This window comes from Agarivorans sp. Toyoura001 (assembly GCF_005405585.1).
In the GTDB taxonomy this organism is placed as follows: domain Bacteria; phylum Pseudomonadota; class Gammaproteobacteria; order Enterobacterales; family Celerinatantimonadaceae; genus Agarivorans.
Window position 1 is genome coordinate 39,587 of record NZ_BJEQ01000012.1, and the last position, 26,976, is coordinate 66,562.

24 protein-coding genes and 1 riboswitch are annotated in these 26,976 nt (G+C 46.3%); of the genes, 13 read left to right on the forward strand and 11 right to left on the reverse strand.

Annotated features, from left to right (window positions below; translation table 11 throughout):
- The first annotated feature begins 20 nt into the window (after positions 1 to 20).
- The 3 genes from tkt (at position 21) to xylA (ending at position 4,575) form a co-directional block, all read left to right on the forward strand.
- Entirely contained in the window at positions 21 to 2,024 is a 2,004-nt protein-coding gene (gene tkt, locus FFR00_RS14275) for a transketolase (RefSeq protein WP_137674090.1), read from the forward strand.
- A 202-nt stretch (positions 2,025 to 2,226) separates the two neighbouring features.
- On the forward strand, positions 2,227 to 2,961 hold the full coding sequence (locus tag FFR00_RS14280) for a hypothetical protein (RefSeq protein WP_137674091.1): 735 nt from the start codon (positions 2,227 to 2,229) through the stop codon (positions 2,959 to 2,961).
- A 291-nt stretch (positions 2,962 to 3,252) separates the two neighbouring features.
- Positions 3,253 to 4,575 (forward strand): xylose isomerase, encoded by a 1,323-nt coding sequence (gene xylA / locus FFR00_RS14285; RefSeq protein WP_137674092.1) that lies wholly within the window; start codon positions 3,253 to 3,255, stop codon positions 4,573 to 4,575.
- 55 nt (positions 4,576 to 4,630) lie between these two features.
- Here xylA and FFR00_RS14290 read toward each other — a convergent pair whose 3' ends face one another.
- Complete coding sequence (locus tag FFR00_RS14290; protein ID WP_137674093.1) at positions 4,631 to 4,996, reverse strand: GFA family protein; 366 nt, start codon at positions 4,994 to 4,996, stop codon at positions 4,631 to 4,633.
- Between the two features lie 117 nt (positions 4,997 to 5,113).
- Between FFR00_RS14290 and FFR00_RS14295 the strand changes: the two genes are divergently transcribed.
- Positions 5,114 to 5,956 (forward strand): DNA ligase, encoded by an 843-nt coding sequence (locus tag FFR00_RS14295; protein ID WP_137674094.1) that lies wholly within the window; start codon positions 5,114 to 5,116, stop codon positions 5,954 to 5,956.
- Between the two features lie 6 nt (positions 5,957 to 5,962).
- On the opposite strand, the gene FFR00_RS14300 is transcribed toward FFR00_RS14295, so the two are convergent.
- Positions 5,963 to 6,499: a RimK/LysX family protein gene (locus FFR00_RS14300; protein ID WP_201798756.1), complete on the reverse strand. Its 537-nt coding sequence runs from the start codon at positions 6,497 to 6,499 to the stop codon at positions 5,963 to 5,965.
- Between the two features lie 377 nt (positions 6,500 to 6,876).
- On the opposite strand from FFR00_RS14300, the gene FFR00_RS14305 reads away from it, so the two are divergent.
- Positions 6,877 to 7,365, forward strand: coding sequence for an ABC transporter substrate-binding protein (locus FFR00_RS14305; RefSeq protein WP_137674095.1), 489 nt, complete (start codon positions 6,877 to 6,879; stop codon positions 7,363 to 7,365).
- Positions 7,366 to 7,368: 3 nt separating this feature from the next.
- Here FFR00_RS14305 and thiH read toward each other — a convergent pair whose 3' ends face one another.
- The 9 genes from thiH to FFR00_RS14350 form a co-directional block, all read right to left on the reverse strand.
- Complete coding sequence (thiH, locus tag FFR00_RS14310) at positions 7,369 to 8,481, reverse strand: 2-iminoacetate synthase ThiH (RefSeq protein WP_137674096.1); 1,113 nt, start codon at positions 8,479 to 8,481, stop codon at positions 7,369 to 7,371.
- Between the two features lie 12 nt (positions 8,482 to 8,493).
- Positions 8,494 to 9,261: a thiazole synthase gene (locus tag FFR00_RS14315; RefSeq protein ID WP_137674097.1), complete on the reverse strand. Its 768-nt coding sequence runs from the start codon at positions 9,259 to 9,261 to the stop codon at positions 8,494 to 8,496.
- 12 nt (positions 9,262 to 9,273) lie between these two features.
- Positions 9,274 to 9,477, reverse strand: coding sequence for a sulfur carrier protein ThiS (gene thiS / locus FFR00_RS14320; protein WP_137674098.1), 204 nt, complete (start codon positions 9,475 to 9,477; stop codon positions 9,274 to 9,276).
- Positions 9,474 to 10,262: a molybdopterin-synthase adenylyltransferase MoeB gene (locus FFR00_RS14325; protein ID WP_137674099.1), complete on the reverse strand. Its 789-nt coding sequence runs from the start codon at positions 10,260 to 10,262 to the stop codon at positions 9,474 to 9,476. Before FFR00_RS14325 ends, thiS begins: the two co-directional genes overlap by 4 nt.
- 15 nt (positions 10,263 to 10,277) lie before the next feature.
- Positions 10,278 to 11,816, reverse strand: coding sequence for a thiamine phosphate synthase (gene thiE, locus FFR00_RS14330; RefSeq protein ID WP_137674100.1), 1,539 nt, complete (start codon positions 11,814 to 11,816; stop codon positions 10,278 to 10,280).
- Positions 11,806 to 13,743, reverse strand: coding sequence for a phosphomethylpyrimidine synthase ThiC (thiC, locus tag FFR00_RS14335; RefSeq protein ID WP_137674101.1), 1,938 nt, complete (start codon positions 13,741 to 13,743; stop codon positions 11,806 to 11,808). The genes thiE and thiC overlap by 11 nt, the downstream gene beginning before the upstream one ends.
- Before the next feature lie 102 nt (positions 13,744 to 13,845).
- A riboswitch (TPP riboswitch) is annotated at positions 13,846 to 13,961 on the reverse strand.
- Positions 13,962 to 14,089: 128 nt separating this feature from the next.
- Positions 14,090 to 14,632, reverse strand: coding sequence for a polysaccharide biosynthesis/export family protein (locus FFR00_RS14340; protein WP_137674102.1), 543 nt, complete (start codon positions 14,630 to 14,632; stop codon positions 14,090 to 14,092).
- 13 nt (positions 14,633 to 14,645) lie between these two features.
- Positions 14,646 to 15,833, reverse strand: coding sequence for an outer membrane beta-barrel protein (locus tag FFR00_RS14345; RefSeq protein WP_137674103.1), 1,188 nt, complete (start codon positions 15,831 to 15,833; stop codon positions 14,646 to 14,648).
- 118 nt (positions 15,834 to 15,951) lie between these two features.
- Positions 15,952 to 16,848, reverse strand: coding sequence for a 1,4-dihydroxy-2-naphthoate polyprenyltransferase (locus FFR00_RS14350; RefSeq protein ID WP_235836235.1), 897 nt, complete (start codon positions 16,846 to 16,848; stop codon positions 15,952 to 15,954).
- A 132-nt stretch (positions 16,849 to 16,980) separates the two neighbouring features.
- On the opposite strand from FFR00_RS14350, the gene FFR00_RS14355 reads away from it, so the two are divergent.
- From FFR00_RS14355 to FFR00_RS14390, 8 genes are all read left to right on the forward strand, one after another.
- Complete coding sequence (locus FFR00_RS14355) at positions 16,981 to 18,312, forward strand: isochorismate synthase MenF (protein WP_161985176.1); 1,332 nt, start codon at positions 16,981 to 16,983, stop codon at positions 18,310 to 18,312.
- On the forward strand, positions 18,296 to 20,050 hold the full coding sequence (menD, locus tag FFR00_RS14360; RefSeq protein ID WP_137674106.1) for a 2-succinyl-5-enolpyruvyl-6-hydroxy-3-cyclohexene-1-carboxylic-acid synthase: 1,755 nt from the start codon (positions 18,296 to 18,298) through the stop codon (positions 20,048 to 20,050). The genes FFR00_RS14355 and menD overlap by 17 nt, the downstream gene beginning before the upstream one ends.
- Positions 20,040 to 20,834 carry a 2-succinyl-6-hydroxy-2,4-cyclohexadiene-1-carboxylate synthase gene (gene menH, locus FFR00_RS14365; protein ID WP_137674107.1) on the forward strand — a complete coding sequence of 265 codons (795 nt, stop codon included), beginning with the start codon at positions 20,040 to 20,042 and terminating at the stop codon, positions 20,832 to 20,834. Before menD ends, menH begins: the two co-directional genes overlap by 11 nt.
- The gene (gene menB, locus FFR00_RS14370) at positions 20,827 to 21,672 is read left to right on the forward strand and encodes a 1,4-dihydroxy-2-naphthoyl-CoA synthase (RefSeq protein ID WP_137674108.1); all 846 of its coding nucleotides are present in this window, start codon (positions 20,827 to 20,829) and stop codon (positions 21,670 to 21,672) included. The genes menH and menB overlap by 8 nt, the downstream gene beginning before the upstream one ends.
- A 99-nt stretch (positions 21,673 to 21,771) precedes the next feature.
- Positions 21,772 to 22,692, forward strand: a complete 921-nt coding sequence (gene menC / locus FFR00_RS14375) for an o-succinylbenzoate synthase (RefSeq protein WP_137674109.1) — start codon at positions 21,772 to 21,774, stop codon at positions 22,690 to 22,692.
- Positions 22,693 to 23,118: 426 nt separating this feature from the next.
- Positions 23,119 to 24,111 carry a D-xylose ABC transporter substrate-binding protein gene (gene xylF, locus FFR00_RS14380; protein WP_137674110.1) on the forward strand — a complete coding sequence of 331 codons (993 nt, stop codon included), beginning with the start codon at positions 23,119 to 23,121 and terminating at the stop codon, positions 24,109 to 24,111.
- Positions 24,112 to 24,184: 73 nt separating this feature from the next.
- The gene (locus FFR00_RS14385; protein ID WP_137674111.1) at positions 24,185 to 25,708 is read left to right on the forward strand and encodes a xylose ABC transporter ATP-binding protein; all 1,524 of its coding nucleotides are present in this window, start codon (positions 24,185 to 24,187) and stop codon (positions 25,706 to 25,708) included.
- A gap of 4 nt (positions 25,709 to 25,712) precedes the next feature.
- On the forward strand, positions 25,713 to 26,891 hold the full coding sequence (locus FFR00_RS14390) for a sugar ABC transporter permease (RefSeq protein ID WP_137674112.1): 1,179 nt from the start codon (positions 25,713 to 25,715) through the stop codon (positions 26,889 to 26,891).
- Positions 26,892 to 26,976 lie beyond the last annotated feature (85 nt).

The following is a 26,976-nucleotide window of genomic DNA, read 5'->3' on the forward strand; positions in this document are numbered from 1 at the left end:
TTAATATTAGGAAATTAAAGATGACTCACCCTCGTCAACAATATGCAAACGCTATTCGTGCTCTAAGCATGGATGGTGTACAACAAGCTAAATCAGGTCACCCTGGCGCACCGATGGGCATGGCTGACATTGCTGAAGTACTGTGGCGCGACCACTTAGCGCATAACCCAAGCAACCCAAGCTGGAGCAACCGCGACCGCTTTATTTTGTCTAACGGTCATGGTTCTATGTTGTTGTACTCGCTACTTCACCTAAGCGGTTACGCACTGCCAATTGAAGAGCTTAAAAACTTCCGTCAGTTACACTCTAAAACGCCGGGCCACCCAGAATACGGTTACGCACCAGGTGTTGAAACAACTACTGGTCCACTAGGCCAAGGTATTGCTAATGCCGTAGGTATGGCACTAGCAGAGAAAATGCTAGCGGCACAATTCAACCGTGACGATCACGACATTGTTGATCACTTCACCTACGCCTTTATGGGCGACGGTTGTTTAATGGAAGGTATTTCTCACGAAGTATGCTCATTGGCTGGCACCCTAGGTTTAGGCAAGTTGATTGCCTTTTGGGATGACAACGGCATCTCTATTGATGGCCACGTTGAAGGTTGGTTCACCGATGATACACCAGCACGTTTTGAAGCTTACGGCTGGAACGTAATTCGCGATGTTGATGGCCACGATCCTGAACAAATTAACGCCGCAATTGTAGCGGCTAAAGCCGATATCACTAAGCCTACGCTTATTTGTACTAAAACGGTGATTGGTTTTGGTTCTCCGAACAAGTCAGGTTCACATGACTGTCACGGTGCACCATTAGGTGACGAAGAAATTAAAGCAGCACGCGAGTTCTTAAACTGGCCACATGCCGCCTTTGAAATTCCAGCAGATGTTTACCAAGCTTGGGACAACAAAGCCAAAGGTAGCGAGCAAGAAAACACTTGGAACGACAAGTTTGCCGCTTACAAGAAAGCCTATCCAGAACTAGCTTCTGAGTATGCTCGCCGCGTAGAAGGTGAGCTACCAGAAAACTGGAAAGCAGAAACACAAGCCTTATTACAGCGCCTACAAAATGAGCCAGCTAACATTGCTAGCCGCATGGCCTCTAAAAACACCCTAGACGTGATTGGTAAGATTTTACCCGAATTGCTAGGTGGTTCTGCTGACTTAGCACCTTCAAACCTTACCTTCCACGCTAGCTCTAAATCAGTAAGCGCAGAAGATGCATCAGGTAACTACTTACACTACGGTGTACGTGAATTTGGTATGTCGGCAATGCAAAATGGTATTGCTTTGCACGGTGGTTTTGTCCCGTACTCGGCCACCTTCTTAATGTTCATGGAATACGCGCGCAACGCGGTTCGTATGGCAGCATTAATGCAGCAGCGTTCTATCTTTGTTTACACTCACGACTCGATTGGTTTGGGTGAAGATGGTCCAACTCACCAACCGGTTGAGCAAGTGGCTAGCTTACGTTTAACACCCAACATGGAAACATGGCGCCCTTGTGACCAAGTAGAGTCTGCGGCTTCTTGGATTAACGCGGTAGAGCGTAGTGATGGCCCAAGTGCACTTATCTTCTCTCGTCAAAACTTGGCCCAGCAAAAGCGTAGCGGTGAGCAACTAGAATTAATTAACCGTGGGGCTTACGTACTTAAAGACTGTGCTGGCACGCCTGAGCTTATCTTGATAGCGACGGGTTCTGAAGTTGAACTAGCCGTAGACGCAGCTGCTAAGCTGAGCGAGCAAGGTAAACAAGTTCGCGTAGTGTCTATGCCTTGTACCGAACGTTTCGACAAGCAAGACGCTGCTTACCGAGAGGCTGTATTACCTAAAGCAGTACGTGCTCGCGTAGCGGTTGAAGCACTTCAAGCTGGCTTCTGGGGCAAATACGTAGGCCTAGATGGCGTAACCGTAGGTATGACGACCTTTGGTGAGTCGGCACCTGCTGGCGAACTATTCAAGTTATTTGGCTTTACCGTAGAAAACGTAGTAGACCAAAGCTTGAGTTTACTAAACAGCTAATTCTACTGTTTATATCTCGACTAAAAGCAACGCTCGTTAGCGTTGCTTTTTTATTTTGTAAAACCGTCACTTAGCTAATCACCCTCCAAGCTCACAAAAACCTTAAATAAGCCCTCAACAACTTTGCCACTCAAGCTATTTGCTAACTACCCTTACCAGTAATATTCACCGTAAATCACTATGATTTGTCCATTTGGGTTCAATGTTGCTGATAAGACTAGTTGCTGTTGCCTTTCTTTTTAGTTATTCGGCCCTTGCCGAAGATCTGCGCTTGGTTTATCCGCATTTTCCACCGTATACGAAACAGCAACAGCCTTTGGCGGCGGGCAATTTTCTTGTAGAGAAAATAATGCAGCAATTGCAGCAGGGTTACAGCACCAAGCAAGTGCCCAACTACAAGCGCGCCTTAAGTGAAGTGCAATATGGCGAGGCCGACGGCTTCTTCTTTGCCTCTCAAAACAGTCAACGTGATAGCGTAGCGGTGTTCTCAAAATCTGTTTTATACAATAACTGGAGCTGGTTTTTCCGTTACGACCGTTACCTAAACCCTTATTCAAGCAAGTTTAAAAGCGATGCAAAAGTCGCCTCTATAGAAGGTACAAACACCTTACGATGGCTAAACACCCACCATTACCATGTGGTAGGCAAACAAAGCAACGTAGCTAAACTGGCCATTATGCTGTTTGATTTAGAACGGATAGATGCTGCCTTTATGTCGGCCGACGTATTCAAAAGTAGCGAAGTGCATCCCAACCTTGTGAGGGGGGAATACATTGAAGTAGTGCAACGTTCCGCCCCCTTTGGTATTTACATCTCTAAAGCTTATCTAGAGCAACACCCTGGCTTTATGCAGCGCTTAAATAGTGCCATTGATGTGGTACAAAAAACCTACCTCGACAGCTCTTACACCTTACCGAGCCTAATTCGAGAACCTTAACCCGCAAACCCCTTCATCAATTCACCTTTGATCGCTAAAAATCGATACACCGGCACCATTGCCACCAATAGATGGCATTATGAAATTTCACATTTCGCCAATGTTATGACCCAATCGTTGAAATATCCTAAAAAAGATTCATATAAAACGCGAGATAGCGCACGAAAAGTAAATAGCTGAAAAAAGACCGCATTTTTCATAATTGAGGGAAAGGCCGCTAGGGCTAACAATAAGCTCACAGATGGAGATTGGTTCTCCAATGAAACCGAATTCTTTTTAGGAGTAGTTCCAATGGCTCAATATTTTGACCAGTTTGAAAAAATCGCTTATGAAGGACCAGAGTCCACTAACCCACTAGCATTTCGTCATTACGATGCTAAAAAAGTGATCCTGGGTAAAACCATGGAAGAGCACTTACGTTTTGGTGCATGTTACTGGCATAACTTCTGCTGGGACGGTTTTGATATCTTTGGTGCTGGCACCTTTGACCGCCCGTGGCAAAAACCAGGTAACGCACTTGAAATGGCGAAAATGAAGGCCGATGTTGCTTTCGATTTCTTCTCAAAAGTTGGTACCCCTTTCTACTCATTCCATGATGTTGACGTGGCGCCACAAGGTAACTCTATTAAAGAGTACTCAGAAAACATGAAGGTGATGATGGACGTACTTGCTCAGAAGCAAGACGAAACCGGCATGAAGCTTTTATGGGGCACAGCAAACGCATTCTCAAATGCACGTTACATGTCTGGCGCAGGCTCTAACCCTAACCCAGAAGTATTTGCTTACGCTGCGAGCCAAATCTTCACCGCAATGAACGCAACCAAAATGCTAGGTGGTGAAAACTACGTATTGTGGGGCGGCCGTGAAGGTTACGAAACACTACTTAATACTGATTTACGCCAAGAGCGCGAGCAGTTAGGTCGCTTGTTCCAAATGGTAGTAGAGCATAAACACAAAATTGGCTTCACTGGCACCATCTTAATTGAGCCTAAGCCAGCTGAGCCTACTAAGCACCAATACGATTACGACACAGCCACTGTTTACGGCTTCTTGAAGCAATTTGGTCTAGAAGACGAGGTGAAAGTAAACATTGAAGTTAACCACGCTACTTTAGCGGGTCACTCTTTCCATCACGAAATTGCTACCGCAATCTCACTAGGCCTATTTGGCTCTATTGACGCCAACCGTGGCGATGCACAACTAGGTTGGGATACAGACCAATTCCCTAACAGTGTTGAAGAGTGGACGCCGGTAATGTACGACATCTTACGTTCTGGTGGTTTCACTACTGGTGGTTTGATGTTTGATACTAAATTACGTCGTCAAAGTATTGATCCAGCTGACTTCTTCCACGGCCACATTGGCGGCATGGACACTTGTGCATTAGCACTTGAGAAAGCAGCAAGCTTGTTAGAAAGCCAAGACATCAGCAGCGTTGTTGCTGAGCGTTACGCTGGTTGGAGCGGTGACTTAGGTAAAGCAATCATGACTGGCGATTACAGCCTAGAGTCTTTAGCCACTCAAGCAATTGCAGACAACATTGACCCTAAACATGTATCTGGTCGCCAAGAAGAACTAGAAAATATTGTTAACAAACATATTTTCAGTAAGTAAAACATAGTATTTTCCTTATAAGTACCAATGTTGCCGACGCTTAGCGTCGGCTTTTTTATGGCTGTTTTTCACTGGATAACCCAGCACCATTAACCACACTTACATCCAATGCTAACGGATCGATGCCATCTAAACAGCCGGCATTAACCCGAGTTAATTCAGGTGCGGTACGTGGATTGTGGAAGGTATAAATACCACAGTGTTTGCAAAAATAGTGATTCGCCACCTTAGTATTCCATTTATAGAGCGTTAAGTCTTGTTCGCCCTGTAATAAACGAAAGCTATCATCCTCTGCAGTTACCATCACAATGCCTTTACGTTGGCATAAACTACAGTTGCAGCGCACGGCAGAGTCTAAGTTTGTGCTTAGGCTAAATGTCACAGCGCCGCAGTGACAACTTCCTTGATATTGTTTACTCATTGTATTCGCCTTAAGTAAGTTTGTTGCTAATAAAGTACTGCTAAAGGTGATTATAGCTAGCGAGCAATAGGCATTTGCACTACCATTAATAACAATTAACTCACTACGGAGTAGAACATGGATCGTTCACTCAGCGCCAAGCTCAGCGTTTGCTTGTTTTTAGCCACCGCTAATGAGGGGCTTGCCCAGCAACAGCCACCACAACTTATTTTAGCCACAGACTACCAACAAGGCTTAGATCTGCAGCGCTATTGGGTATGTGAGAAATATGATGGAGTACGAGCCTACTGGGATGGGAAGCAGTTACTCAGCCGCAATGGCCACGTTATTGGGCTCCCAGAATCCATTGCACAACAACTGCCGAATGTGGCTGTAGACGGCGAACTCTGGTTGGGCCGAGGGCAGTTTAGCGCCTTAGTAAGCTTGGTTAAGCAGAAAAACTCTCGTGTAGAACAATGGCAAGATGTGCGCTTTGTGGTGTTTGATTTACCAAATTACCCCGGCCCTTACCAACAGCGTTACCGCCAGTTACAAACCTTAAGCAGCACCAGCGCCTTTATGACAGTGCCCAGTTATCGTGCTTACCCTGGGCGACCAAAACTGGAACAAGAACTAGCAAAAATTAGCGCCGAAGGCGGCGAAGGACTCATGCTGCGCGACCCCGAATCTATGTATATACCCAGCCGTAGCAACGCCTTAATTAAATATAAAAGCTATCAAGATGCTGAAGCCGAGGTCGTGGCTTATAGTGGTGGGAAAGGCAAGTACAGTGGTAAATTGGGCGCGTTAGTGGTGCAGGATCAACAAGGTAGAAGATTTAAAATAGGCAGTGGTTTAAGCGACCAGTTACGCTCAAATCCACCACCTATTGGCAGCTTAGTAGAGTATCGTTACAACGGCTTAACTGAGCACGGCAAGCCCCGCTTTGCCCGCTTTGTACGAGTACATCAAACCTTATAGGCTTTATTACTTTAAATGTTTGTTTCGCTCTACATCTACCAAGTAATCGCCCTCTAACCAGTTGCGGCCGATTAGTAGCTTATAGTGCATTTTACTGCGGTCTCTTAGGTTTACATCTACGGTTTTAGCGCGGCCTTGCCATTCCACAGCTAAGGCAACTTTATAGCGAATTTCTAAGCCTTGAGAGTTACGTACCGCGGCTACGTCGGTAATCAAGGCTTTGCCTTGGTGCTTCTCGCCACCTTCATTCTCGGTGGTAAATTGCAAATACTTGCCAATATTTTTACGCATAAGAGGGCGCACTATCGATTTTTGTTCCGCTTCACTGTAGTCGTCTGGATTAATGTTTTCGCCATCTAATACCGTCATGTTTTCCGCATGCATTGAGGTACTTGCTGCACCCGTATCGATTCGCGTTAAAAACGTAAGGTTTGCCTCTACAATACGCACATGCTCTGCGGCACCCACGGTTAGCTTTTCAGCCATTGCACTGCTTGTATAAGTGATGACTAATACTACTGCTAACAGTAAATTCTTTAACACTTCACACCTCTTTATTCTGTTAGTTAAGGCAAACAGCCCATTAATTACATAATGACTGCCGCTTCAGATCGCATACCATAGCACGATTCTCTATAATTTGAGTTAGGCTCAAGGATGAAGAAACAGATGAAACCGCTGGTAGTTTTCCTATTATTTGTTAGCAGCACACTATGTCACGCTAAAACAGTTGAAATACAAAGCTTTGTTTTTCCGCCTTACATTATGGTTAATGACTAGGGAAAAGCAGAGGGGATCATTGTAGAGCTTATTGAACAAAGTTTTCAGCAGCTCAATGCAGATGCAGACTTTCACATTAGTAACTGGGCCAGAGCTTCGCCAAGGTAAAAAGCCATCAAAGCCAAGGGCTTATTCCCACCATGCGCACTGCCGATAGAGAAGCATTCTTTTATTACCCAGATACTGCCTTTCTATTCTTAGACCAACACCTGATTACCTTAAACGCTTGGCCAACAGACACTTTCTCTGGTGACTTTGCTGAGTTAGATGATTACCGCATTGGTAAAGTGCGCAATGCGCGTATTTCGCCTCCTTTTGACCAAGCTTTAGCCAAACACACTTTCGACGTAGAGAAACACAATAGCGTAGAGGGTTTGGTAAAATCGCTGTTACGCGGTCGTTTGGATATGATAGCGACCGATAGCCGCCAAGCATTATTAGTGGCAGCGCAAGATGGTCAGCCGAACGGTCTAAAACTGATAGAGCCAGCCTTAGGTCAAGTACCGGTATATTTGGCTTTTAGTAAACAACAAGTAGACCAAGAATTTGTGCTGAAGTTTGATAAACAGCTAAAGCAGCTGCTCGAGCAAGATGCTTTAGCTAAACTGGAAGCTAAATATTTACAATGAGTACTAGCCGAGTACTCGATCCCAGTCTTTCCATACAACCTGATAGCCAGCTTGCTTAACCGCATCGGCCACCACTTCAGGACGACGCTCATCGCTAATTTCAAACTGCTCTAAGGCTTTCTCACTGGTATCGGCATAGCCCCCCGGCTGGGTACTCGAAAAGGCACTCATGCTAGTAATGCCCAATGGGATGGCGTGGTTGCGGAAATGTTCAGATTCCCGAGTAGAGAGTGATAACTCTACATCGGGGTTAAACAAACGGTAAGCACAAATCAACTGCACCAATTGTTTGTCGCTCATTACCGATTTAGGCTGAAAACCACCTTCACATGGGCGCAGACGCGGGAATGAAATAGAAAACTTACTCTTCCAATATTTACGCTCTAAATACTGCAAATGCGCTGCAACATAGAAACAATCACTGCGCCATTCATCCAAACCAATGAGTGCGCCAATGCCCATTTTACGAATGCCAGCATCACCCAAACGCTCGGGCGTAGCCAAGCGGTAATCAAAATCACGCTTTTTACCTTTTGGATGAACCTCGGCATAACGGCGACGATTGTAGGTTTCTTGATAGACCATAACGGCATCTAAACCTAAGCTAATCAACTCCGCGTAATCAGCCTCATCTAAGGGTTGAACTTCCATCGATACATGCGAGAAACGCGCTTTAATCTTAGGCAATACTTGGCGAAAATACTCCATCCCCACTTTGCGCTCAGACTCGCCGGTCACCAGCAGAATATGGTCAAAGCCCAGTTGTTTTATGGCATCCAGCTCGGAGTCTAGCTCCACCATATCTAAGGTAACTCGACGAATTTTGTTCCCCATAGAGAAGCCGCAATAATCACATACATTGCTGCACATATTGCTTAAATAAAGCGGTATATAGAATTGTTGAGTTTTACCAAAACGTTGCTGGGTTAAACGCATGCTACGCTGGGCCATTTGTTCCAAATAACCCTCTGCCGCAGGGGAAATAAGCGCCTGAAAGTCATCTAAATCCAGCTTATCTTTCGCCAGCGCACGCTCTACATCAGCAACGGTTTTACTGTTAATATTTAGATGAACGGCTGCGCTATCGTATTGGGCTAATTGCTCGGCAAAACTCATGATATTCTCTATTTACAAGGTATCTAAAAAGGCAGTTAAAGGACTAGATGCCTCGGCGTGGCGAAGCTCAGCGCCTAAACCAGCTAGGTAAGCACTGCGTCCCGCTTCTACGGCTTGAGCGAAAGCTTTCGCCATTGCAACGGGGTCTTTGGCCACCGCCATGGCAGTATTCACTAACACGGCATCAGCACCTAGCTCCATAGCTAAAGCCGCATCTGAGGGCGCTCCAATGCCGGCATCAACCACCACTGGCACATTAGCTTGCTCAATAATAATCTCTAAGAAGTCACGACTACGCAGGCCTTTGTTGGTGCCAATAGGCGCGCCTAATGGCATTACGGCCGCACAGCCCGCATCTTCTAAGCGCTTACACAATACCGGGTCTGCGTGTACATAAGGCAACACTACAAAGCCCTGTTCTACCAGTTTTTCTGCGGCAGCTAGTGTTTCAATAGGATCGGGCATTAAGTATTTAGGATCGGGGTGAATCTCCAACTTAAGCCAATTTGTGCCAAGCGCTTCTCGCGCTAGATTAGCAGCAAAAATCGCTTCTTCGGCATTACGGGCACCCGAGGTGTTAGGCAGTAAATTCACTCCGGCCTTTATTAAGGGGGCCAGAATATCGTCTTGCTGATCTTGCGCATCTACACGCTTCATGGCCATGGTAACCAATTGGCTGCCACTGGCTTGAATGCTTTGGCTCATCAACTCAGGCGTCGCAAACTTGCCAGTACCGGTGAATAGCCGGCTGGTAAAACTTTTATCTGCAATCTTTAACACAAGGTTTCTCTCTTATCCGCCAGCAATGGCGCGAAATACTCGTACTTTAGCGTGGTCATTTAATAAGGTATTTGCCCATTCGCTACGGGTCACAATATTGCCGTTTAACACCACGGCAATGCCCTCTAGCGCCTGCTGGTGAAATGCCAACAGCTGCTCGATATTCAAGGGCGTACCATGCGACTGGATTTGACCATTAAATTCTATATTAATCATACTGTTTCTTTATTAGTGCCACACACTGGACAAGTGAGGTCGGCATTTACTTTAAGGTGAAACCATTCCAGACTATGGGCATCAAAGCTGGAAAATCGCCCTACTTGTGCAGACGGTATATTGGCAATAAGTTTGATGGTTTCTAGGGCTTGTAAGCTACCGATAGTACCTACCACGGGGCCTAATATGCCGGCGTTGCTGCAGTTAAGTTGCTGCTCACTGGCATTAGGAAATAGGCAGTGATAGCAACCTTGCTCAGCCTTGCGGAAATCAAACACCATTAACTGTCCATCAAAAGCCACTGCGGCTCCGCTAACCAAAGGCACCTTAGCCTTAACACAAGCTTGGTTTACCGCATAACGAGTAGCGATGTTGTCACTGCAATCTAACACCACTTCGGCCTGAGCCACTTCCATCGCCAGCAGCATTTCATCCATTTTCCGATTTACCGCTCGAACTTGAATGTTGGCATTTAACCCTTGCAGATGCTGTTTAGCCGCTTGCACTTTGGGCTGGCCAATATCGTCTTCGCGATAAAGCACTTGGCGCTGAAGATTAGAGCTATCGACCTCATCAAAATCAGCCAATACCAATCGGCCAATGCCAGCCGCGGCTAAGTACAAGCTAGCCGGTGCACCTAAACCGCCCATACCAATCACCAATACTTGCGCATGTTTCAGCTTTAGCTGCCCAGCCTCACCAAGATCTTTTAATAATAAATGACGGCTATAACGCAAACATTCATCGTCACTTAAGGCTTGGTCACTGTGCTGGTATTGGCTCATGGTTTGGCTTACTCGCTAATTGGCTGCTGATTGATTCACAATGGCTTCAAGCTCGGCGACCGCAGCAGCTGGATCAGCGGCTTCAGTTATGGCTCTTACCACGGCCACACTGCCCACACCACATTGCCAGACTTGTTTAGCGCGAACTAAATCAATACCGCCAATCGCTACCAAAGGATAATCGTGCATTAAATCGGCGTAGCGACTTAACTTCGCCAAACCTTGTGGCTTAGACGGCATGTCCTTGGTAGTAGTAGGGAAAATGTGTCCAAGTGCAATATAACTTGGTTGCAGCTGGCTAGCACGTAGCAATTCAAAATAACCATGGGTACTAATGCCTAAACGTAAACCGGCTGCCGCAATGTGCTGCAAATTGGCCACTTCTAAATCTTCTTGGCCCAAGTGCACGCCATAAGCACCATGTTTTACCGCCAGTTGCCAGTAGTCATTAATAAACAAACGCGCTTGATGCTGATGACCGAGTTCGATAGCACGAATAACATCGGCTTCTACTGCGGCATCGGTTTTATCTTTGATTCTTAGCTGAAGGGTTTTAACGCCCATATTAAGCAAGCGCTCTATCCACTCAACGCTATCAACAACAGGGTAAACACCCAACTTAGTAGTATCGCAAGGTGTAAAGGGAACCGCTTCCGGCCAAGACTCGCTGAGGCCAAACTGCTGTCCTAGGGCAGTTTGCGCCGACTCCACTCGAGGAAAATGCTCACGCAAAGTTGGCCAACCAAGGTGAGCTAAGTTACCTCTACCCACCACTTGTTTTAAACCTTGATAAACATAAGCTTTGGCTAATACCAAAGCGTCTTCCATAGCAAAGTCATGCGCTAAAGCAGACGCTAAAGCGGAAGCGAGCGTACAGCCAGTACCGTGGGTATGTGGCGCATCAATCATCTGGCTCGACAAGACGATTTCTCGCTGGCCATCGCTAAAGTAGTCTAAGGCAATATTTGGCGTTAACGCTAAATGTCCGCCCTTCGCCCATACCGCTTTTACACCCTGTTTCAGTAACTTAGCACAGGCCTGTTTTAAGGCAGAAACGCTGTTTAACTCAATATCACTTAAGCTAGCAAGCTCGGTGGCGTTAGGTGTAAGTACATCGGTTTGCGCCAACAACGCAGGCAAGGCTTGCATTAGATCGTCTAAAGCTAGGCTCGCGCCAGAACTAGCCACCAATACCGGATCACACACCACCAAGGGCGGCTCAGCCCAAGTGGCTTTGTAAGTGGCCAGTTTATCGGCCACTACTCTTACCAACTCGGCACTGCCTAACATGCCAATTTTAATCACTTTGGCAGGGTTAGTGGCCGCTAAAGCATCTAACTGCGCGGCTAACAACTCAGGCGATGAGGGCTGAATAGTCGTCACTCCTTCGATGTTTTGCGCAGTAATCGCGGTCACCGCTGTAGCACACTCCACGGCAAAGTCGTGCGCGGTAAGCAAGTCAGCTTGCAAACCAGCACCCGCACAACTATCGCTACCCGCGATAGTCCAAATTTGCGGGCGCAAGTTGTCGCTTAAAGGCAACTTAGACTTCATCGCTGGTCTCAGCACGTAGTGGCGAGTGGTAAATCTCGGCACCTTTGTCTCTGAATTCAGCCGATTTTTCTGCCATACCGTCGGCAACAAAGCCTAAGTCAGCCAAAGGCTCGTCAAGTAGCTTAACTTCTAGCTCGTTGGCGTAATCGCGTACCTCTTGCGAAATTTTCATTGAGCAGAACTTAGGCCCACACATTGAACAGAAATGCGCGACTTTAGCCGATTCTTGCGGTAAGGCTTCGTCGTGGTAAGCGCGAGCGGTGTCTGGGTCTAAGGCTAAGTTAAATTGGTCTTCCCAACGGAATTCAAAACGCGCCTTGCTCATGGCGTTATCACGAATTTGCGCGCCAGCATGGCCTTTGGCCAAATCAGCAGCATGAGCAGCAATTTTGTAGGTAATCATGCCTTGTTTTACGTCTTCTTTGTTTGGTAAACCTAAGTGTTCTTTAGGGGTTACGTAACACAACATGGCACAACCAAACCAACCGATCATCGCGGCACCAATACCTGATGAGAAGTGGTCATAGCCGGGAGAGATGTCGGTAATGAGTGGGCCAAGCGTATAGAACGGTGCTTCATGACACTCTTCTAACTGCTTTTCCATGTTCTCTTTAATCAATTGCATTGGCACATGGCCAGGGCCTTCAATGATCACTTGAACATCGTATTCCCAAGCTACTTTCGTTAGCTCACCTAAGGTTTCTAACTCGGCAAATTGAGCTTCGTCGTTGGCGTCAGCAATCGAGCCAGGACGCATACCATCGCCTAAAGAAAGTGATACATCGTAAGCGGCACAAATTTCACAAATCTCACGGAATCGCTCATACAAAAAACTTTCTTTATGATGGGCTAAACACCACTTGGCCATGATCGAGCCACCGCGAGAAACAATGCCAGTAACACGCTTGGCGGTCATTGGCACGTAACGCAGCAATACACCGGCATGAATGGTGAAGTAGTCCACCCCCTGTTCGGCTTGTTCGATTAACGTATCGCGGTACACTTCCCAAGTCAGGTCTTCAGCAACGCCGTTTACTTTCTCCAAAGCTTGGTAAATCGGTACGGTACCAATTGGCACTGGTGAGTTACGAATGACCCATTCACGGGTTTCGTGAATATAACGACCAGTGGATAAATCCATCACGGTATCGGCGCCCCAACGACTGGCCCATACCAGTTTTTCAACTTCTTCCTCAATTGAAGAGGTCACTGCCGAGTTACCAATATTGGCATTTACTTTAACCAAGAAGTTACGGCCAATAATCATCGGTTCGGCTTCTGCGTGGTTAATGTTAGAAGGGATGATCGCGCGGCCACGGGCCACTTCGTCACGCACAAACTCGCCAGTGATGTGTTCTGGTAATGACGCTCCAAACGAGTGACCTTTTTGCTGTTCTGCTAATAAGTCTTCACGAATTTTATCGCGGCCCATGTTTTCACGGATAGCAATGTATTCCATTTCTGGCGTAACAATGCCTTGGCGAGCGTAATGCAGCTGAGTCACTGTTTTACCCAATTTGGCTTTGCGTGGGGTGGGTAAGCTTTCAAAACGGATATGCTCTAAGCCTTCATCAGCTAAACGCTGCTGAGAGAAGTTAGAACTCAGACCGGTGAGTTCTTCAGTATCGCCACGCTCTTCAATCCAGACTTTACGCAATTGTGGCAAGCCTTTATGTACGTCTAATTCAGCGTTTTCATCGGTGTAGATACCTGAGGTATCGTAAACACGTACCGGCTCATTTGGCTCAAGTTTTGGTTCGGTTTTGGTGCCGCCAACCAAGCTATCGGCCAAGTTAATTTGGCGCATCGCTACTTGGATATCGTCACGACTTCCCTGAACATAGATTTTTTCTGAATTTGGAAAAGGTTGGCCTTGCAGATTATTAATATATTGTTCTGCTGCAGCTCGAGTTTCGCGTCTTGACATGACTGGCCTCTAAATAAAAAATTTAAGAATGAGGCTTGTCGGATGTAGGAAAAGTAACCCAGTGTTAAACAGTGTCTAATACACCTAAAATAACAGAAGGAAGCGGTTACTCATCTTGTTCCCTGCGCAGGCATTATCCTGATCAAGTTATACGGATCCCACACAACAGTAGCAACGCTACAAGTGGTCTCAGCCTTTCGGCACTCCGACAAGAGAGCCGAGTATAGGGCTGAAAAAACCAAATCACAATAGCGATATCGAGAAAGGCAATAACGAAATTCGCTGTTTTGTTAAAAAGCCACTAACAAATAGCTAACACAACATAAGCGGTAATTGATTGTATAACTTAGAAGAAACTCTGTGGGATATTGAGCACGTCGCCTGCCGAGACTTTGTCTTCCAAGCTGACTCTTTGGCGTTGTTCTGGGCTAGTCTTTTCAGCTTGAATAGTAATTTTACTTTTCCCAGCACGCTCGGTAAAACCACCAGCGAGAGTAATCGCACGGTTTACCGTTAAACCTGGCTGATAGGGATAAGCACCAGGGCGAGCAACTTCACCATTAATAAAAAATGGTCGGTACTCCACCATGGTCACTTGCACCATTGGGTCCACCAAGTAATCACCTTTCAAGCCATTTTGAATGTGTAATTGCAATTGGTTAACGGTGAGCCCACGGACTTCAATCTCACCCAGAAAGGGATAGCGAATAAAGCCGTCGTTGGCTAAACGCGTTTCCATATTTAGCTCTGGTTCACCATATACGCTCACCCTAAAACTATCTCCCGCAGCTAAGCGGTAATCGTCATTTGCATCGACTGAGGCAGAAAAACATAGCACGCTGGCTAGCATATAAAGCCAGTTCTGAACGCGTACTATGAGTTTTTGCATGGTATTCCCTTGGCTATAAGCTCAGTCTCAATTTAAGACTGGTTACTTGCTTATCATAGGTAACGGCCTCAAGCGTAGAATCTTTATCTCTCCATAGCTGCCACAGAGAAATTTCTAGCCAGCGACGAAATTGATAACTCACGCCAATTCTACCTTCGTAGATTTTATCTTGGCGAGTAATACCAACATAATCATTGTTGTCGTAAGCCACGGTAAAGTAAGTAGCAAGGCGTTCTTGCCAATAGTGCTCCCAATCCAAATTGATATTGGTATTGTCGATCACATCACCATCTTGCTCTGGCGCTTTGGCTTGACGCCCACCTTCCAAACTAAAGGTTGAATAACTACGAGGTGACCAATCGGCCGCTATCGACCAACTCAAATCACTAAAGTCCTCGCGTTCACCTTCTTTAAACTGGCGTTGCTGCCAACCTACTTTAACCCGACCTTTGGTTTTACCTGTTACAGCCCAATCGCCACCAGCGTAGGCAAGTAGGTCGTTAAAGTCACGATTAGCGGTATTCGCTTCGGTGGTTTTGTAATCGCTTTGCGCCGCTTTAAGTTCTGCCAGCAAACGTGTGGCCGACGATACTCGGTAAAAGAACCGAGCGCTACCGTCAAGCAAATTACGGTCGCGATACTGAGTGGTTTCTCGAAAGTTTTGATAATCTAACCGACGAGCATTTGCCTCAAACTCCAACTGAGCAGTGGCACTTTTTACGCCATACCCGTACAAACCATGTAACCAATGCAAGTTGTATTGCACCGGTTCGTCAATCGCGTTGCCTAAACCAGAAGAGATCCCCTCACCACGTTGTTCGTGATTACGACGAAAATCGTAACGTAAATCTGCACGATGCCGCGCCGAGAAATCCCATTGACCATTTAACCGTAAATGATGGTCTACAAAGTTATCTTCTGAGCTATCAAAGTACTCACCCCATACCAGTCGGTAAGCGGCATAATAAGCACTTTTATCTTGTTCAGAAATGGCAGCAATCGCCGGAGATACAATGGTTCCCCAAGACGATATTTGATCTTTATTACTGTTGGTTAGGTTGCTGTCGTATAAACCCAAAACTTCTACGCTGGGTACAACACCTACTCCGTCTGCACTATACCACTTAGCAGGTTGCATGGCGGCCAAACTTTGGCCTGCAATTGCTAGGGTTGGCAGCAAGATGATCCCTATCTTGCGCATCAATAATCCTCCAAAACATATAAGGCTACCTTAGCAAAGGCAGAGGACTAGGCTCAATGCTTTTTGTAAGCCAAGTGCTGAATAAGTGTGAATATGATGTATCTTGGAGTAATAAGCCTTAAAATTGGATCTGCAAACCGATGCTAAATAATAGCGCCACCACAAAGCTCAGCTTAGCGGTAGCCTGCAGCTGCTGATCGAGAATGTGATGCTGGTAATGAGTAAACACGGTGTTCGCTACCTTTACTAAGGCTAAGCCCGGCAATGCAAATAACCACGCTAAACTACTAGGCGCCTGCCAAACCACAAAGACAGCCAGCAGCAATAAGGCAGAAAATACCAACAGCAAATGATAGTAACGCGCTCTGGTTTCCCCCAAACGCACTGCTAAAGTTAACTTCCCCGCTTGCTGATCTGGTTTAAAATCTCGTAGGTTATTAATATTGAGCACAGCCGTGGCTAGTAATCCGTTGGCAGTGGCCACCAATACTACCGCAAGATTGATCGTTTGAGTGTGTAGGTAATAACAGCCCAATACACCTAATAACCCAAAGAACAGGAATACACTAATGTCACCAAAGCCTCGATAACCGTAGGGTCTTGCCCCCATGGTATAAGCCATTGCCGCCACAATGGCTAAGCCTCCCAAGCTAATAAAGCCTAACCAAGCTTGTAAGTTAGCACCCAAACTAACGGCTAACAGGGCTAAACCACTGCCTATCGACAGCAACGCCACAACCACAATGGCGCGTAGCATTTGCTGCTTAGTGAGCAAACCCGCTTGAATTGCTCGCTTTGGCCCCACCCGAGAATCATCATCTAGCCCTTTTACGGCATCGCCATAATCATTGGCCAAGTTAGATAGAATTTGCAGTAACAAAGCGGTGACCAGTGCCAAGCCAAGTACAGCCGCACTAAATTGCTGCTGCGAAAACGCCAGCGCAGAACCTAAAATAATCGACGCACTTGCTAAGGGAAGGGTCCGTAAACGCGCCGCATGAAGCCATGATTTCAAAGTAATATTCAACATTAATATAAGAACTTAGCGTCTATTATTGCTCAGCATCAAGGCTGAGCCAAATCTGACTATGATGTTGTAACAAAAACAGCTACATTGAAACGGTATTCTCGAGCAGGAATAGTTAAGGTGAGACTCACTGCTAGCCAATTTAAGATTGCGATTAACCAGCTTAGGCAAGTGCCTCAGCAGGGTTTTCAGCAGGTTTGCATAAAACTGCCCAAACTCGATTTACTCGCTTGGCTCAATCAGCAACAGCACACCACTCGCGGTTATTGGAAAAATAAACACAAACAACAAGTTGCATTTGTGGGCGCCGCCAAATCAATCTTAGATCTTGAGCAACTGCAATCGGTTTGCGATCAACTCGACCCCAGCAATAATCAATTACGCTTTTATGGTGGCATTGCCTTTGCTCGGCAAAGCGCTCAATGGTCAGGCTTTCCACATCGACGTTTTATTCTACCGCGCTTCGAAATCCGTTGTGACGGCGAATACACCCGTTTATTTATCAATGCCAATTTTGAACATCAGCCAGCGCTTGAATATCAACGCATCGAAAAAGCATTTCTGGCGCTAAAACCAACTCAAGCTTTGCCTCAAGTGAGTTTAAAAGCGTTAAGTCGCCAAGATCAGCCCAGCCGCACCCAATGGCAAAGTTTGGTCGATCAAGTCACCAGTGATGACTTCCAGCAGCATACCGCTAAGGTAGTGCTGTCGCGGCAAACCAATATTCAGCTCAACGCCGAGCTCAACGCCTTTGCCTTGCTACAACAGTGGCAACAAAAAGAACAAAACTGCTATAGCTTCTTATTTCAATTTGATGGCATTAGTAGCTTTTTGGGTTGCAGCCCCGAGCGATTGTATTCACGCGAAGGCAGTCAACTGGTCAGTGAGGCGCTGGCAGGCACTGCACCTCGCGGGATAACCCCCGAACAAGATGCGCAATTAGGCAAACAGCTGTTGGACGATGCTAAAAATCAATTGGAAAATCAGCTGGTCGTTGATGACTTAACCCGTCGCCTTAAAGAGTTGAGCTTACACGTGCGAGCGCTAGACCAAATAGAACTGGTAAAGTTGGATAGGGTTCAGCATTTAAAAAGGCGGATTCAAGCCAGAGTAAGCCCAGCACTAGATGACCGCTCTTTACTGCAAGCGCTGCACCCAACCCCAGCAGTAGGCGGTTTGCCTCGTTCATCGGCGGTACAATATATACTTAAAAATGAAGGATATGCTCGCGGCTGGTATGCTGGTGCGGTAGGTTGGTTAAGTGGTGCTCAAAGCGAGTTTTCTGTCGCTATTCGCAGCGCTTTAGTCACCCCTCAACATTTAAGTACTTTTGCTGGAGCGGGCATTGTTGCTGGCTCTCAGGCCGAACAGGAATGGCAAGAATTGAATCATAAAATCGCCACGGTATTGCAGCTAGTCGACGAGGACGCTCTGCTTGAATCAGAACATTAATATTGCTTGGGCTCAGTGGTTAATAGAAGATTGCACCCGCCACGGCATTACCCATTTTTGCATCGCGCCGGGCTCACGTTCTACCCCCTTAACTCTCGCGGTGGCTAATCACCCAAAGGCAATAAGCCATTGCCATTTTGACGAGCGCGGCCTCGGGTTTTTCGCACTCGGTTTGGCAAAAGCCACGCAACAAACGGTGGCAGTAATAACCACCTCGGGCAGCGCGGTAGGTAATTTATATCCCGCCGTTATCGAAGCCAAGCAAAGTGAGATCCCCTTGCTGATTCTCAGTGCTGACCGCCCACATGAGTTGCTCTCGGTAGGTGCAAATCAAGCCATTGAACAACAAGGTATATTTGCTCATTATCCGGTTTATCAAGGCCAACTGGCCGAGCCAAATCTCAACAATTTACCTCAAGCTATGCTCACCGAGCTAGGCCATGCATTAGCGATTCAGCAGCAACACGCTGGACCAGTGCATCTAAATTGTCCCTATCGTGAACCTTTTTACCCACAACAAGCACAACAAGATCTTCGCCAACATGCAGCAGGTTTGCATACTTGGTTGGCTGGCACTCAGCCTTTTTACCAGCAGCACTTAAACGTAACCTTGGTGAATCAACTTCACGACTGGCCCGCCCTAACCAACAAACAAAAAGTGCTGGTGGTGATTGGCCAACAGAACCTTGAGCAAAGCCAAGCCATCATTGCCTGGGCGCAACAGCTTGGCTGGCCGATAGTGGCAGACAGCCAAAGCCATTGGCAGCAGAGTCACGCCAAACCAGACCCAACTTCGCTAAAGGTCATTAGCCAAGCAGAATTGCTATTAGCAAATCCCAATTTTGCTCTGCAGGTTCAAGCCGAAGTACTTATTCAATTCGGCGATAAGCTGGTATCTAAGCGTTTAAACCAGTGGCTAGCGACATCACCAGCCTTACACTATGTGATTGCAACTCACTCTCAACGTATCAACCCAAGTCACCACATCCAGCAGCGCTGGCAATGTGCCGCTACAGCATGGTTAGCGGCTCACCCAGCAAGTGCGAACAAGTGTAATTCAGAATATTTAGCGCTGTGGAGCACTGCTCAGCAAGCCATTGAACATGATGTAAATACTGTTAAAAACCAATATTCAGAGTTATCGGTTTGTGCGCAAATATCCGCCTTACAAGCCAGCGACTCGGCCCTTTTTATGGGCAACAGCATGATAGTACGAATGTTTGAATTACTGGGGCAGCCCTGTAAAGCCAAGCATTACTTTGCTAACCGCGGCACCTCTGGCATTGATGGTTTAGTGGCCACCACCGCCGGAATTACCGAAGGCCTAGGCAAAGCGACAACACTGGTGATTGGCGATACCTCGCTATTACACGACCTAAATTCGCTCGCACTCGCCAGTCGTAGCAAAAGTAACTTAACCATTGTGCTGTTTAATAACGATGGCGGAGAGATATTCAGATTACTGCCGAACTTAGATGACAGCGTGGATGAAGCCAAACATCAACAACTGGCTAGCGAGTTTTACCAATTGCCTCACCAAACTAATTTTGCCGATGCCGCCGCTAGCTTTAATTTGCCCTACACTGAAGTCTGTAATAACCAACAATTTGAATACGCCTTTCAGCAGGCACAGCGTAATTCTGGGGCAAGGTTAATCGAAGTTAAGTTTGCACCAGGAGACGCCAGCACTCGTTATCAGGCATTATTAGCAGAGGTTGCCAGTAAAGATGCACTTTAGTGTTTATGGCCAAAACCAACATCCTTGCTTGGTGTTTTTGCACGGTTTTTTGGGCTGTGGCAGCGATTGGCAAAAAGTGATTACTGAACTGAGTGAACACTATTATTGCGTGACCATTGATATCCCCGGCCACGGTATGAGTGCCAGCGAGCGCTTAAAACCGCGGGCCGCGTTTAAAGACTTTAGTCACCAGTTAAGTGCTTGCCTAAAACGACTCAAAATCTCTCAGTATCAGCTAATTGGCTATAGCTTAGGTGGTCGCTTGGCACTGCACCATGCTTTATTGGAACCAAAAGGGTTGCAAACACTGATTATAGAATCGGCTCATACTGGCTTAAGCGACGATGATGCGCGACAGCAGCGTTTAGTGCACGACAACCGCTGGGCCGATCGTTGGTTAAAAGATCCCATTAACCAACTGCTGAGCGATTGGTACCAACAAACTGTATTTGCCAACCTATCTGCAGAACAGCGCCAGCAGTTGATTCGAAAACGGCAACAGCAAGATCGCCAAGGCATCGCCGCCGCATTACGCGCCTGCAGCATCGGTTTACAGGCCGACTTAAGCAAGCAACTGGGACAGCTAAAAATGCCGCTAGATTTTATTGGCGGTAGCCTAGACAATAAGTATCAACTGCTAGCCCGACAGTTACAACAAGATTACCCTCGCCTACGTTGGCATAGCATCGACAAGGCTGGTCATAATTGCCATTTTGAACAACCGACACTGTTTCTTCAGCAACTGTCCAGTGTCTTAAATAACCATAGAGAAGAGAATGACTAATATTGATAGCACAGCAGTAAGCTGGCAAGACGCCGACAACGGTTATGAAGATATTCGTTACCATAAATCGGCCTGCGGCATCGCCAAAATCACCATAAACCGCCCACAAGTGCGTAATGCCTTTCGCCCTTTAACGGTACAAGAAATGATGCACGCCTTAAATGATGCCCGCATCGACCCAGAAGTAGGAGTGATTATTTTAACGGGTGAAGGCGAATTGGCGTTTTGCTCAGGAGGCGACCAGTCAGTGCGCGGAGATTACGGCGGCTATCAAGACGACCAAGGCACGCATCACCTCAACGTATTAGACTTTCAACGACAAATTCGTACTTGCCCTAAACCTGTGGTTGCCATGGTGGCCGGTTACGCAGTAGGTGGTGGCCATGTACTGCATATGATCTGTGATTTAACCATTGCCGCAGACAACGCCAAGTTTGGTCAAACCGGGCCTAAAGTGGGCTCGTTTGATGGTGGTTGGGGCGCGAGTTACATGGCACGCATTGTAGGCCAAAAGAAAGCCCGTGAAATTTGGTTCTTATGCCGTATGTATGACGCTCAAGAAGCCTTAGATATGGGCCTCGTGAATACCGTTGTGCCTTACGCCGAACTAGAAAAAGAAACCGTACAGTGGTGTCGAGAAATGCTACAAAACAGTCCTATGGCGCTGCGTTGCTTAAAAGCTGCCTTAAACGCAGACTGTGATGGCCAAGCCGGGCTACAAGAACTGGCTGGTAATGCCACTATGCTGTTTTATATGACGGAAGAAGGTCAAGAAGGCCGCAACGCCTTTAATGAGAAACGCCCACCAGAATTCAGTAAATTTAAACGTAACCCTTAATAACAAAAGCAATTGTTATTGCGGAAAGTAGCCGAGAAATGATAAGTTTGAAGGGTAACGATTTTTGCTTACCCTTGGTAAAATTTGTGAGGACTCGGCATGCTCTGTAATTGGCAAAGCGCCACTCTTAGTCGCTATACTCAAGCGTTGCATACACCACTGCAATTTGGTCCGCTGCAAATTACTCATCGCCATGGTTTATACCTAGAACTTCACTTCACCGATGGTCGAGTAGGTCGCGGCGAAATAGCCCCACTGCCTGGTTTTAGTGACGAAACACTAGAACAAGCCGAGCAGCAAATTCGTGATTACCTGCAAGGACACGCTCAGCGTAAACTCTACCCGAGTGTCGCTTTTGGGATGGATTGCGCCATGGCAGGCTTTCCCCCCAGCTCGCCAATCGTCTCCGGTTATCCCTTGCTCAATGGTGATTTTGCGCATTGCCAACAAATACTGTCCTTGGATAACACTAAGCTGGCAAAACTCAAAGTGGCCCGCCAATCTCCCAAACAAGACGTAGCACTCATTAATCAATTGCTAGAGCACGATCCTGAGTTACGCTTACGCCTAGATGCCAATAGAGGCTGGATCTGGAACCAAGCGATATACGTGCTAGAAAACATTGACTTAAGCCGCATTGATTATATTGAAGAACCCTTAATGAATAGCCAACAATGCGCGCTGCTAGCTCAACGTACTGGCGCAAGTATTGGCTTAGACGAAACCTTACAAGACAGCAGTTACCGTTATCACTACTTTGAGGGTTTACGTTGCTTGGTGATAAAACCCAGCTTACTAGGACCTTGGCGAGTCTGCGCTAATTTGGTCGAGCAAGCTCATGCAGACCAAGTAAGTTGTGTATTAAGCTCAGCTTACGAAAGTGAATTTGGTTTGCAATGGATAAACACCATGGCCAAACAATACACCCCAGACCAGGCACCAGGTTTGGATACCCTAAAAGCTTTTAGCGAGCAAGCAGCCAACATCGAAGTACTGGAAACATTTCAGCATAAACTGTAAACAAGCTGTTAACTTTGCAGCTTCATCAAAAAAACCTCTAATAGAGATCACCCGAGTCGTTTAAGGCTTGTCACACTTTTATCTTTATTTTCAATAAATTAAATATACAAAAAGAGAAACATCCGCTGAAAGTGTTATTGTTTAAAGTGCTAAAAAACTCAATAAGCCATAAAAGTGTGACTCAACTATGATGCCAACTTTAAAGAAAATTTAACATTCCACAAAAACAGGAAAACGTTTTCTAGAGGCATGTCACATAGTGGTGCAGTAAGTGAATATTCATTATAGCCGTACAAAAAAGCGTCATTGGTGCTCAAGGATTAAGCGCCTAGTCTGGTTGTCGAGGAATGAGTAATTGGGATTACCTCTTCAACCTAAAATTAGCTAAAACATTATAAAACAAGCTATATAGCAAGGAGCCAAAACATGAAAAAACTGACCACACTATTGTGCGCAGTCGCATTAGCAGTTTCCGCCCCCGTTTTTGCCAAAACCGTTAAAATTGGTATGGCCATCGATGACCTTCGCCTTGAACGCTGGCAAAAAGATAGAGACTTTTTTGTCGAAAAAGCCGAATCGCTCGGTGCCAAAGTATTTGTACAATCTTCCAATAGCAATGAAACCGCCCAGATTTCACAGATTGAAAACATGATCTCTCGTGGTGTAGACGTACTAGTGATTATTCCTTACAACGGCAAAGTATTGTCTAACGTGATTGCTGAAGCCAAATCTGAGGGTATTCAAGTACTTGCCTACGACCGTTTAATTAACAATGCTGATATCGACTTCTACCTATCATTTGATAACGAGAAAGTGGGTGAGCTACAAGCCGAAGCGCTGATTAAGCATAAAGCTGACGGTAACTTTTTCTTGATGGGCGGCTCACCGGTTGACAACAACGCCAAACTTTTCCGCCAAGGTCAAATGAACGTACTGCAGCCGCTTATCGACAAAGGCGACATCAAAGTAGTGGGCGATCAATGGGTTGATGGCTGGTTAGCTGAAAACGCACTAAAAATTATGGAAAACGCCCTAACCGCTAACGACAACAACATTGATGTAGTGGTTGCCTCTAATGACTCTACCGCTGGCGGTGCAATTCAAGCATTAGACGCACAAGGTCTAGCAGGTAAAGTATATATATCGGGTCAGGATGCTGATTTGGCTGCGAGCCGCCGCGTAGTAGCGGGTACTCAAACCATGACGATCTACAAGCCAATTAAACTACTGGCAACTACCGCCGCTGAACTTGCTGTACAAATGGGTAACGGCCAAATGCCAGAAGCTAACTCAAGCTTAAACAATGGCACTAAAGACGTTCCTTCATTCTTACTTACACCGATTCCAGTGGATAAATCTAACATCGACCAAACGGTAATTGCCGACGGTTTCCACACTAAAGCCGACGTTTACCAATAAAAACGCAGCACTATTCACTATGCAGTAAAAAAGGGTGGGGCCAACGCCCCGCCCTTTTTATTAGGAGTTAAAGATGAGCCAAAGTAGCTTATTGATGATGTCTGACATCGTTAAAAAATTCTCCGGAGTGATTGCGCTAAATGGGGTTAATTTCAATTTAGAACGCGGTGAAGTGGTATCACTTTGCGGCGAGAATGGTTCTGGTAAATCCACCTTAATGAAGGTACTTACTGGCGTTCACCCCCATGGTAGTTACGAAGGACAAATTATTTACAAAGGCGAGCCACTGGTTTCGCATAGCATTAGAGACAGCGAAGCAAAAGGCATCGCAATTATTCACCAAGAACTCACCTTGGTGAAAGAGCTGTCGATACTTGAGAATATTTTCCTGGGTGCTGAAATCACTCACTATGGCGTGTTAGATCACAGCGCGATGTTTAAACTAACAGAAGAGCTGTTGAACCGAGTCAAGCTAGATGTGTCACCCGATACCGTGATTCGAGAGTTAGGTGTTGGCCAGCAGCAATTGGTTGAAATTGCTAAAGCCTTATCTAAAAACGCCGAAGTGTTGGTGTTAGATGAACCCAGCGCACCGTTAACTGAATCCGAAACTCGAGTCCTGTTAGATATTGTAAAACAGCTGCGCAGCGAGGGCGTTAGCTGTGTTTACATCTCCCATAAGCTCACCGAAGTGAAAGAAATTTCCGATCGGATTTGTATTATTCGCGATGGCGAACACATTGGCACTCAAGATGCCGAACGTATGAGTACCGACGACATTATTAGCATGATGGTAGGTCGCGAGCTTAAACAACTGTTCCCGCGTGAAGAACACCCCATTGGCGAGGTTATTTTGAAAGTGGGGCCGGTAAACGCCCAACTCAGCAAAAGCGCCAACTTAAAACAAGTCGATAATGTCAGCTTTAGCTTACACAAAGGCGAAATTTTGGGTGTTGCTGGTTTGGTAGGTTCTGGACGTACCGAGTTAATGCAGTGTTTATTTGGCTCTTACGAAGGCATCTATAAATGTCCGGTAGAGTTAGATGGTAAACCGATTAAAATTCGCCATAACCGCGATGCGCTAAACCACGGTATTGCCATGGTGCCGGAAGACCGAAAACGTCACGGTATTATCCCTATTATGGGGGTTGGCCAGAATATCACCTTAGCCGGTTTGAATATGTTTAGCGGCCTAGGTCAAACGGTGAATGAATCGGCTGAACATGCCTCTATAAACCAATCAATCCAACGCTTAAAAGTAAAAACAGCTTCACCTGAATTAGCCATTAAAAGCCTCAGCGGCGGTAACCAACAAAAAGCCATTTTAGCTAAGTTTTTGTTGTTAGAGCCGCGCATTTTGATCCTCGATGAGCCCACTCGCGGCATCGACGTAGGCGCAAAGTATGAGATTTATAAGCTGATGTACCAGCTGGTTAAACAAGGGATTAGCATCATTATGGTGTCATCTGAATTGCCTGAAGTACTGGGCATTAGTGACCGCGTATTAGTGATGCACGAAGGAAAACTAAAAGGCCTATTAGACAATCAAGACCTGAGCCAAGAAATGGTGATGGACTGTGCATTGGCCGAGGAGTAAGCAAATGTCGAGTCAAGAAACTACCATCACCAGTACCGAAGCTAAGGGAAGCCTGATGAGCAACTTAAAGAAAATGAAGTTACAAGTATTGGTGATGTTTGGCGCTATTGCGGTAATCATGTTGTTCTTTTACTTCGCTACAGAGGGCAGCTATTTAACCCCACGTAACATTTCAAACTTACTACGCCAAACCGCCATTACCGGCATATTGGCAATTGGCATGGTGTTTGTCATTATCTCCGCCGAAATCGATTTGTCGGTGGGTTCAATGATGGGATTATTGGGCGGCGCAGCAGCCATTATGGATGTGTGGTGGGAATTACCGCTACCTTTAACCATTATTCTCACCTTAGGTGCAGGCTTTTTGCTAGGCCTTTGGAATGGTTGGTGGGTAGCCTACCGCAAAGTTCCTTCATTCATTGTGACGCTAGCAGGCTTGCTCGCCTTTAGGGGAATACTGATTGGAATTACCGGCGGCAGCACCGTTGCGCCAACCACCGCCGACATGGGCATTATTGGCCAAAGTTATTTGCCTGATATGTTCTCAATGATTACCACGGTGGGCGCACTCGCGGTATTTTTTGCCTGGCAGGGTAAGCTGCGTAAAAATCGCACCGAGCACAAACTGACTAACTCACCAGTAAGTGGTGATATCTTTAAGTTTGGCTTAATCGCTATTTTTGCCCTGGGTACAGTGTTATTGCTTAATGACTATCGCGGCGTACCCACCCCGGTATTGTTATTAGTGGTACTGATGTTTATCGCCGCATTTATGGCTAAGAAGACCGCTTTTGGACGCCGTATTTATGCCATTGGTGGTAACTTAGAAGCTAGCCGTTTATCGGGCATTAATGTAGAACGCACCAAGCTAAGCGTATTTGCCATTAACGGTTTGCTAGTGGGTGTAGCCGGGCTTATTTTGGCCTCGCGCTTAGGTGCTGGTTCACCATCTGCGGGTACGGTTGCAGAGTTAGATGCTATCGCGGCCTGTGTAATTGGCGGTACCAGTTTAGCGGGCGGTGTGGGTACTGTTTTTGGTGCGGTAATGGGCGCATTTATTATGGCCAGCTTAGACAACGGCATGAGCATGATGGACGTGCCGACCTATTGGCAGTCTATTATTAAAGGCAGTATTCTACTGCTTGCTGTATGGATGGACGTTGCCAGTAAAAAACGCGCATAAGATAACAAGCCAGAGCCTCGCTCTGGCTTTTCCATCATTAGTATCGGCTAAGCGATTAATTAGCCTGCAATAGAACAACACACTT